7 protein-coding genes and 1 tRNA gene are annotated in these 9,588 nt (G+C 57.0%); 5 read left to right on the top strand and 3 right to left on the bottom strand.

Going from position 1 to position 9,588, the window contains the following annotated elements:
* Positions 1 to 4,132: apolipoprotein A-IV repeat region-like domain-containing protein (locus ACQZ5M_RS15765; RefSeq protein ID WP_449080230.1), on the top strand; the 4,132-nt coding region annotated here is incomplete at its 5' end.
* 554 nt (positions 4,133 to 4,686) lie between these two features.
* Here ACQZ5M_RS15765 and ACQZ5M_RS15760 read toward each other — a convergent pair.
* Together ACQZ5M_RS15760 and ACQZ5M_RS15755 are read right to left on the bottom strand one after the other, a co-directional pair.
* Positions 4,687 to 5,664, bottom strand: a complete 978-nt coding sequence (locus tag ACQZ5M_RS15760; protein WP_449080229.1) for a PopZ family protein — start codon at positions 5,662 to 5,664, stop codon at positions 4,687 to 4,689.
* A gap of 284 nt (positions 5,665 to 5,948) precedes the next feature.
* Positions 5,949 to 6,620, bottom strand: a complete 672-nt coding sequence (locus ACQZ5M_RS15755; protein ID WP_449080228.1) for a protein-L-isoaspartate O-methyltransferase family protein — start codon at positions 6,618 to 6,620, stop codon at positions 5,949 to 5,951.
* Between the two features lie 243 nt (positions 6,621 to 6,863).
* Here ACQZ5M_RS15755 and ACQZ5M_RS15750 point away from each other — a divergent pair, with 243 nt between their 5' ends.
* From ACQZ5M_RS15750 to ACQZ5M_RS15735, 4 genes are all read left to right on the top strand, one after another.
* Entirely contained in the window at positions 6,864 to 7,016 is a 153-nt protein-coding gene (locus ACQZ5M_RS15750) for a DUF3309 family protein (RefSeq protein WP_082447214.1), read from the top strand.
* 166 nt (positions 7,017 to 7,182) lie between these two features.
* Positions 7,183 to 7,256, top strand: a tRNA-Cys gene (locus tag ACQZ5M_RS15745).
* 192 nt (positions 7,257 to 7,448) lie between these two features.
* Positions 7,449 to 7,733: a hypothetical protein gene (locus ACQZ5M_RS15740; RefSeq protein WP_296018993.1), complete on the top strand. Its 285-nt coding sequence runs from the start codon at positions 7,449 to 7,451 to the stop codon at positions 7,731 to 7,733.
* A gap of 71 nt (positions 7,734 to 7,804) precedes the next feature.
* Positions 7,805 to 8,050 (top strand): DUF982 domain-containing protein, encoded by a 246-nt coding sequence (locus tag ACQZ5M_RS15735; RefSeq protein ID WP_296038014.1) that lies wholly within the window; start codon positions 7,805 to 7,807, stop codon positions 8,048 to 8,050.
* A gap of 572 nt (positions 8,051 to 8,622) precedes the next feature.
* Here the strand turns inward: ACQZ5M_RS15735 and wrbA are convergent.
* Complete coding sequence (gene wrbA, locus ACQZ5M_RS15730) at positions 8,623 to 9,222, bottom strand: NAD(P)H:quinone oxidoreductase type IV (protein ID WP_296038010.1); 600 nt, start codon at positions 9,220 to 9,222, stop codon at positions 8,623 to 8,625.
* Positions 9,223 to 9,588: the final 366 nt, after the last annotated feature.

Raw genomic sequence — 9,588 nt, 5'->3', positions numbered from 1 at the left:
TACGTCAGCGCTCGGCAATGTTGTCGCCGGTGTGGAAGAGCGCATCGCAGACGCGCTCGATAGCCGCACAATGGCCATCGACATGGCATTCTCCAGCGCCGAAGAACGCATCGCGGATACGCTGGATAGCCGAACCTCCAATCTCACCAATATCGTCGATGGTGTCGAAAACCGGATCGCCAACACGCTCGACAGCCGTACATCGGCGCTCAACAGCGTGGTTTCCGGCGTGGAAGAGCGTATCGCGGAAACGCTGGATAGCAGGACAGCAGCCCTTAACTTCGCCGTTGCCGGTGTAGAAACGCGCATTGCCGACACGCTCGACAGCCGTACATCGGCGCTCGGCAATGTGGTCGCTGGTGTCGAAGAGCGCATCGCGGATGCGCTCGATAGCCGCACAATGGCCATCGACATGGCATTCTCCAGCGCTGAAGAGCGCATCGCGGAAACGCTCGATACCAGAACCTCGAATCTCACCAATATCGTCAGTGGCGTAGAAGGTCGTCTGGCCGAGACACTGGACAGCCGGACGTCTGCGCTCAACAGCGTGGTTTCCGGCGTGGAAGAGCGCATCGCGGATACGCTCGACAGCCGCACCATGGCCATCGACATGGCATTCTCTAGCGCCGAAGAACGTATCGCGGAAACGCTGGATAGCCGGACAGCAGCCCTTAACTTCGCCGTTGCCGGTGTAGAAACGCGGATTGCCGACACGCTCGACAGCCGTACATCGGCGCTGACAACTGCCGTCAATGGCGTCGAGGAGAGGATTGCCGATACGCTGGATAGCCGGACGATGGCGATCAACATCGCTTTCTCCAGTGCGCAAGAACGTCTGGCCGAGACCCTGGATGGACGTACCAGCATCCTGACCTCCGTCGTTTCCGGCGTGGAAGAGCGTTTGGCCGACACGCTCGATAGCCGCACACTGGCAATCGATATGGCGATCTCGTCTGCAGAAGAACGTCTCGCAGATACTCTCGATGGGCGCGCGTCGACCATTGCGCGGACTGTCACGAGTGCGGAAGAGAGACTGGCCTCCACCACTTCTGCTATCGAAGAGACACTGGCCGTGGGTCACCTTCGTCTCGATACGATGCTCGGCACTCAGGCAGACGCAATCAGCCGCACGGTGGAGCGCACCAGCACCCTCATCGAGCAGACGGTATCGTCGGCAGCCAGCCGCATCGAAACCGCAGTGGAAGCCGGCGCCGGAAACTTTGCCAACACAATGGAAACCGGCGTCTCGCGGATGGAAAACAATCTGCAGACATCGCACGACGCGCTCCGCGGCACACTTGAACAGCATCAAGCCACGCTGTCGGAAACGCTGGGCTCTGCCAGGGAGCAGATCGGTAATATTCTTTCCGAACAGGCCATGTCCATCGCGACCACGGTTGCTTCCAGCGCGAGCATGCTGGAGATGTCGCTCGAAACGCAGCAGGAGGCCTTGCAGCAGACCATAGATAATGCAGCGGGTTCCCTCTCCTCGCGCATCGAGACCTCCGTGGACACCGTTTCCACGCGCCTTGGCGAGACGGGCGCACGCCTCGAGACAAGCATCGAAGCGCTCCATGGCAAGCTTCAATCCGATCTGACCAACGTCAACGTAACGCTTGATGATGCGACCCAGAAGATCGAAGGCGTATTTGCAGTCGGTACAGCAAGGATCGATGAGCGCCTTGGCACGATGGACCGTGCGCTCAACATCGGTCTCGAAAACGTCAATCGCACGATCGAAGGCAAGGCTGCGGGTCTGGCCCACAGCTTGCGCGATGCCGTCGCCGACGCCGCACAGAGCATCGATCATGAGGCCATTCGCTCCACCGAGTTCATCGGCAAGACCGGCCTCGACTTTGCCGAGCAGATCAAGGCGCGCAACGACGAATTCACCCGCGCACTGGAACATCGCTCCGATGAGATCGTCGGCCGTATTTCCGACGCACAAAGCAGGCTTTCAGGCCAGGCGGCGGCAGTCGCGCAGACCTTCTCCGACGCAGGCAATGCCATCGTCAATAAGGTTGCCGAAGCGGAAGCCGTCGTTCGCTCTCAGGTCGGCGCAATCTCCGAAACGCTGACGAGTGTCGAAAGCGCGCTCGATGCCCGTGGCGAATCCATTCGCCATACGCTCGACAGCCGTACCCGCGAACTCAACTCCATGCTGGCAAGTCGTTCCGCGGAACTGTCCCGCCTCATCGAGGAAAAGGCAAAGCCGATCGTCAACGAGTATGCCGCGGTCGGCCAGGATGCCGCAGAGAAAATCGTGACCGCGGCACAGCAGAGCGCAAACCTTCTGTCGGAAAGCAACAGCGGCATGCTGGGCATGGTCGAACAGGCCATCGAGGATTATTCACGCGCCAGCAGCGATGCCGCCAACAAGCTGGTCGCCGCGACCCGTCAAAGTACCGATATGCTGTCGCAGACCCATACCAGCATGACGGACGTGGTCACGGGCGCAACCGACAGCCTGAATGTGGCCGTGGCTCGAGCGAGCCAAGAGTTCAAGCAGGCGGATGCGGCCCTTGGCAGCGCTACGACCAGCTTCTCCGAGTCGGCGTCTCGCGCTTCGGATCTCATCACCACATCCAGCCGCCTTTTGGAAAACAAGGTCGATCGCCTCGCCCAGATTTCCGGCAGCACGCTGTCTCAGGTCGCGGGCATCGTTTCTCGCTTCGACGAGCATTCCTCTGTGCTGTCTCAGGCAGGCGATCTGCTGAATTCGGCTCAACAAAATCTGGTCGGCACGCTGGAAGAGCGTCAGGAAGCGCTTCGCTCGCTGTCGGTGGGCTTGTTGCAACGCTCGGAGGAGATCGAGAATTCCATGCGCAGCGTCATGTCCGTCGTCGAGCAGACGCTGGGCGAAGCCGAGAAACGCTCTACCAATGTAGCTGGTAATCTTCGCCAGAACCTCAACTCGTCCTTCGAGGATATTGGCCGGTCTCTGGATGAGACCGAACAGCGCGCACGCAATGCGGCGCAGAACATGCGCGGATCGCTTCTGGCGGCCAGCGAGGAGGCAAACCGGTCTATCGAAGGAACCATGGGAGAAGCACAGAAATATTCTGAAGAACTGGCAGGCCGCCTGCGCAGCAGTGTCTCCTCCTCACTGTCCGACGTCGACAAGTTGCTCAACAGTGCTACGGACAAATCGAACGCTGCGGCAACCGTCATGCGTGAGACGTTGCGTGAGGCAGTACAGGACGCCGTCAATCGCTTCGCTGGCGCTACGGAGGAGATCCGCCGTTCGAGCCAGGATATTCGTCAGGAACTTGACGTGACACGCGCAGAGTTGAAGCGCGGGGCTTTCGATCTGCCAGAGGAAGCAAAGGAAAGTGCGGCGGCCATGCGTCGCGCCGTTTCCGAGCAGATCAAGGCCCTTCAGGATATTTCTCAGCTTGTGGGACGCTCCACTCAGCAACTGGAAATCTCTGAGCCTGCTGCACGGGCTATTGCGGCCACCAAGCCGTCTGCCCCGCAACAGCCACGGGCAGAAGCGCGGCCGCAACAACCGCTGTCCGCTCCACCAGCGCAGACAGCCCCGGCACAACCGCAACCAGCCGCGCCTGTCATCCGCAACACTGCGCCCGAGCAGCGCCAGGCACCATCGCAGACAGGTGTTTCGGCGCCGCTGCAGCGCCGTGAAGAAGGTGGCGGATGGATCAGCGATCTGCTACGTGGCGCATCTCGCGATACGCAAGACGGCGCAACGCGGCAGGCTACCCCGCCCGCTCCCGCTCGTCCCGCTGCCGAGCAGCAGACCCGTGCCGCCGACAGCCGCAATCCACGCCATGTCGTCGAGTCGCTGAATTCACTGTCCGTCGATATCGCTCGCGCAATCGATCACGATGCATCAGTGGAACTGTGGGGCCGTTATCAGCGCGGCGAGCGTGACGTCTTCACGCGCCGCCTCTATACGCTTAAGGGTCAGCAGACCTTTGACGAGATCAAGCGGAAATACGACCGCGAATCGGAGTTCCGCACGGCGGTCGACCGCTACATTTCGGACTTCGAGAAGCTTCTGGCGGATGTTGCTAGAACAGATCGCGACCGTACGGTGACGCAATCCTATCTGACTTCAGACACCGGCAAGGTCTATACCATGTTGGCTCACGCAGCCGGACGCTTCAGCTAAAAATACCGTCATCACAACTGAAGTAAGAGCGCCCCCGGAATCATTACCGGGGGCGTTTTCGTTTGCGCTGCCGGGGTCCACAAGTCACGTGGAAGAACTGAACGTGTTTTGGGCAAGCCACGGTTTCATATCTGCCGCTCAGCGCCAATCATCCCGATCGTGAGACTGAGGATCGAAATCACCGTGCAATTGCGCAAGGATCAAGCCAAAAATAGCGGCGTCGGCGCCCTTAAAGCGGCACTTGTCGTTCGAAGCCAGTCTTTTTTTCGTCGCTCGCCTGCCTCCGGATGTTTCCATCTCACCCGGAACCGATCTTAGCGGCCGATTTGTCGCAGGCTGTCATCGCAATACCGCTAAGCACTTTTGTGCGACAGGCGTTATTGCGGCGTGTTGTCCAGCGCAAATCCGGAAACCGCCATTCTATAGAAAAATGAAAGCCGCTGAGGAGTTCATCTCCACAGCGGCTTTCTTCATCAACGAAAGGTCTTCATGACCTCAAGGGCCGTCGAAAGATACGAGCGCGAATAAGGGTAAACCCCTTAACTCGCAACGTATCAACGACGAGGGCCACGCGCTACGCGCTCGATTTCTTCGCGAACGAGTCGTTCCACGATCGTCGGCAGATTGTCCTCCAGCCACTCCTGCAGCATGGGACGCAACATATCCTGTGCAACGTCCTCGATGGTAGGACGATGAACACCATCGAAAACCTCGGCAAGCGCACCAAAGGACCGCGCGATCTGCTCGCCTGCTTCGGCAGAAACCAGACTTAGCGGCAGGTCGAGCTTGGCTTCGCTTTTAGGCGCGACGGTGTCGATAACCGGGGATGGTCTGATCTCAGCAGGACGAGCGACGGGCCGGTCTTCCTCAACAGCTCCGCGCAGCTCCATCGTTTCCCACAGGGCTACTGCTTGGGGCGCAGGCGCAGATGGCGCGGGCTGAGGAGCCTGCTGCGCTTGTGGCGCTGGATTGAATACGGGCATCTCCCTCATCGGCTGCTGTGCTACAGCGGCCATCAGAGGGCGCACATCCGTCGGACGACTGGGGGCGGCTGCAGTTCTCTCTACCTCCACGTACGGTTGGGGCTGCATGGTCGCAGGAGCTTTAGAGCCGGCTGCGGAAGCTGCTTGTTCACGGGTACCATGTGCAAAAGCGGCCTGCGGCCCGAGTGTCGCATTGCGATCTGCGGCGGCGCGAACTCGTGCTGCCACGTCTGCGAGTGAAAGGGTCTTTTCAAGCGCGGGATCCATCGCAGGCTGCTGACTCTCGCTAGCCGGGATAGCCTCATTGAACTGCCGCGCGCCGTGGCCTTGATTCGCAGCGGGCGGAACATGCGGCGGTGGAGTATGAACATCAGTGGAGATATCTCCATCAAAGCTCATTTCCTCATCCGCATCATCAGAATCGAACTGAGATGCGCGCTGACCCGGGTAGCCATCGGTTGGCGCAGGTTCATTGCTTTCGATGATCCTGCGGATCGACGCCAGAATCTCTTCCATAGATGGTTCACGCGCTACACTCGGCTGAGCCATTTTTATCCCCGATTTTCACGTTCAAGACGGGCCGGAGCACGATACGCCTGCTCCGAATCATCGAGAGTGTAGGACACCATCAGTCAGAAGAGAATCCATGCGGCCAGGGGATTTGCGCGATGCACAGCTTTATTTCGAAATGAAAATGGCCCGGGATTGACCGGACCATCTGTTAACCATTAGCTTTTTCAGCATTTAGAGCGTGTCGAAATCCTGCAAATTTGCCTTCCGCTTTTAGTCGCGCGTTGGAGCTGCAGAGCGCACCATACTTTTACGCTACATGCTTAGAAGACGAATTCCTTCGACTTGGCAAAACCCGGTAGCGGTTTCAGCGATGCGTTAAAGAAGGTTGCGGCAGAAATCCCCTTTCCGTCGCGACGGTAAACAGTGACCTTGGCGGCATTGCCATAGCCGACAACGGTAATCAGGCGACCGCCATCGGCAAGCTGATCCAGAAGTGCCTGAGGCACCTCCTCAACAGAGCCGCTCATGAAAATCACATCGTAAGGCGCCTGCGCTGTGTGGCCCTTTTCAAGCTCGCCGGCAACGGTCACGACGTTATCATAGCCGAGTGCGCCAAGCGTCTCAGTCGCTTTGGCGGATAGTTCGCGATCACTTTCCAAAGAAACCACAGAGCCCGCGAGTTCTGACAGAATGGCCGAGAGATATCCAGTTGCTCCACCGACCTCCAGAACGAGATCATCCTTGGTGACGGCTACAAGCTGCAGCATCTTGGCAATCGGCGACGCTTTCAACAGGTAGCGAGCGCCAAGCCCATCTTTTGCAGGACAGATCTGCAGGTCTTCGTCCATATACGCTACCTGCTTGACACTTTGCGGGACAAAAGCCTCACGAGGAACGGAGAGAAACGCCTTGAGCACCGAATGGGACGTTACGTCGGTGGTGCGCACTTGGCCGTCCACCATTTTCGCGCGTGCGGTTTCATAATCCATCATGTCGTGCTTGCCTCACGTAAAAGCCTACGAACACAGGTGTGTCCGCTTTTTGCTAATCGTCTTAATCGGCTCCGCCTGCGCTTTCAAGCACAAGCATGCATCAGCGAAGCTAAAAAGAAACGGTGCTGCGCCCCAGCACTCAGAGCTCACCAGATTACATCCTCTGATACCGGGCTCGGGAACTTTTTTATCCGCCTAATCATTATTGAGTTACTGAGACGTCATCAACGGCTGGAGGTAAAAATGCTCGGTACAATCCTCGTCATCCTTCTTATTCTCTTCCTGGTCGGCGCTCTTCCGAACTGGGGTTACCACAATTATGGATGGGGCCCGTCGGGCGGCCTGGGCCTCGTGCTTGTGATCGTCCTGATCCTCGTACTGCTTGGGCGAATTTGATCACACAGACAAAAAAATCCCCGCTGAGATCACTGGTCTGGCGGGGATTTTTCATGAGCATTAAGTCGCTCACACAAACTTATCGGGTGTTTTTCAAACTCTCCTATTGCGTGGAAAATGGATTCGTTCTAAATCCCCGCCATCGCTCAAACAGACGGGCGTGTGAGGCCTCGTGGCGGAGTGGTGACGCAGAGGACTGCAAATCCTTGTACCCCGGTTCAATTCCGGGCGAGGCCTCCAAAAAATTCTCCACGATGTAAAGTTACGCTTTATGTGACGCCGGCGTGAGCCTTAGAGCTTTGCGCGCAAGGCTCTGTTGCGACCAGGCTCACCCGGATATCAAAAGGCACAGGAACCGCCTCCCAGGCTTATAGTTTACGGCGATGACATCGTGACGATTTCCCGTCTGATTCTATGGAGCACATCATGAAAATGAAGTCCGTCATCGCAGTAACCGTTGTTGCTCTGGCGCTCGCAGGCTGTACGACGGGGCTTTCGAATGCCAACCTCGAGCCGATTCCAGGTAGCATCACTTATAATGGACAGCCGCGTACCAAGCTGACGAAATCGCCGGTTGGCAGCACGTTCACGCATAACTTCCGGCGATGGAACGGCGACCGGGTAATCGAAACCTATCAGATACAGCCGGATCGCTCGCTGAAAATCATTGATCGTCGCATCATCCGCGATTGGCTGACATTCGGAAGCGACGACTGATCCAGAACATTGAATGATGCACGCTCTCAGGTTAGAGGCATCTTTCGATCTAATGAAGAGTAAGCGCGAAGATGGATACGAAATGGACCAAGCCGGTTCTTGTGGCGCTGGAAGAGCCGGGCAATTACACCAGCATTGAAACAACACAGGCCGCATCCTGGGCGATGATCGAGGACTGGCCTGCGGAAGACGGAGCTGCGCTCGACCACGCCCTGCTCGTCTGTGCCGCCGTCGGTGCAGGCAAGAAGAAACCAGAAGACGCCAGACGGGCTTTCATTGCCGCTGCAGTCGAAGCTGGCCTCGACATCAAGGCATAATGTCGCAACAGCGAAGATACGGGTTAACCTGTACGCCTCCGCTGTGTAAAAGATGGCAAGCGTTTGACCAAGGCTCGTCGGCCGTTGCTTGGTCGGTTGCGTGATCATACCGTGCCGAGGGAACGGTTAATCAAGCGCGACGGTCGTTTCTGATTGATCGCCACTCCTCTTTAGAAAGTGCAAGAGACGATGAAGAAGCCCCTGCTCCTGCTTTTGATGACATGCCTTATTGTGGGCATTGTCGGCCATCTCATCATTGCCTTTGTCATCACGGGCTGACAAAAATATCGGATAAGCGATTCTCGTTACCATCCATTAAGATTTGCATCGTTGTCGCGGAACTACGTTATGTTTTCCACGTTTTCCTGGCACGGAAATCTGGAGGGTAATAAAATGCGTGACGGCCTGAACAGTCTGCTTGAAATATCGCTTCTGGGCTTTGTTGTTGTGACCTGCCTGATTATGGTCAACCCGCCGGTCTAAAGCCAAAAAAGTATTTACGAATAAGTCGCCTTCAATGGAGGTGATGAAAATGCGGCCTCAAGGGCCGCATTTTCGTTTTGACTACAAGGTCAAGCCGAAAGCTTGGCTGCCAGTTTCGCGACGTGCGCGCCCTGGAACTTCGCACCTTCGAGTTCGATGGCAGACGGTTGGCGAGAGCCGTCACCATCGGTAATGGTCGAGGCGCCATAAGGCGAGCCGCCCTTGACTTCATCTACGCCCATTTGACCCTGAAACGCGTAAGGCAGACCAGCAACGACCATGCCGTGGTGCAGGAAAGTCGGGATGAAGCTGAGGATCGTCGATTCCTGACCACCATGCTGGGTAGCAGTTGAGGTGAAGGCAGAGCCGATCTTGCCGACGAGCTTGCCACTGAACCACAGTCCGCCAGTCTGATCCCAGAAATTACGCATCTGCGATGCAACGGAACCGAAGCGCGTGCCTGCGCCAACGATAATCGCGTCGTATTCTTCCAGCTCGTCGACGGTCGCGATCGGGGCTTGCTGATCCAGCTTGAAATGAGACGACTTGGCGACGTCTTCGGGAACGAGTTCAGGAACACGCTTCACGACAACGTCCGCACCTGCGGACTTCGCACCGTCTGCAACGGCATAAGCCATTGTTTCCACGTGACCGTAAGACGAATAGTAAAGCACCAGAACTTTTGCCATCGTTGGTTTTTCCTCATGTTTTTCTTTGATCATCACGATACAGCGCAGTATACGCCGCCGATGTAACGGGAGGCTAACAGAGGAGTTGCATTAGAGCGATAGAAGGAGAAAAGACGGACCGTTCGCGAATAGCGAACAACTACGCTAACGCATGATCCACGCAAAAAATGTGCAGCGGTTTTGTGATCAAGACCTGCAAAACGAGAGGCCGACGCGTGTGATGCAAATCTCAAGGATCGCGGCACGCTTTACGCAATGGACTGAAAACCGTGCGTCCCGTTCAACACAAAAATCGCTTTTAGCCATTTCGAGTTCATCCAACAGCCGTCGTATTTTCTCATCGCGCGTATTGCATTCGCTGTCAGC

The sequence above is a fragment of the Rhizobium sp. 22-785-1 genome, from assembly GCF_053521965.1.
This window is presented reverse-complemented; position numbering and strand designations above follow the sequence as displayed.

Bases quoted from the DNA above. Each gene is read 5' to 3' on its own strand.
- ACQZ5M_RS15760 (WP_449080229.1), bottom strand. From the start codon at position 5,664: ATGGCTCAGCCGAGTGTAGCGCGTGAACCATCTATGGAAGAGATTCTG.
- ACQZ5M_RS15755 (WP_449080228.1), bottom strand. From the start codon at position 6,620: ATGATGGATTATGAAACCGCACGCGCGAAAATGGTGGACGGCCAAGTG.
- ACQZ5M_RS15750 (WP_082447214.1), top strand. From the start codon at position 6,864: ATGCTCGGTACAATCCTCGTCATCCTTCTTATTCTCTTCCTGGTCGGC.
- ACQZ5M_RS15740 (WP_296018993.1), top strand. From the start codon at position 7,449: ATGAAGTCCGTCATCGCAGTAACCGTTGTTGCTCTGGCGCTCGCAGGC.
- ACQZ5M_RS15735 (WP_296038014.1), top strand. From the start codon at position 7,805: ATGGATACGAAATGGACCAAGCCGGTTCTTGTGGCGCTGGAAGAGCCG.
- wrbA (WP_296038010.1), bottom strand. From the start codon at position 9,222: ATGGCAAAAGTTCTGGTGCTTTACTATTCGTCTTACGGTCACGTGGAA.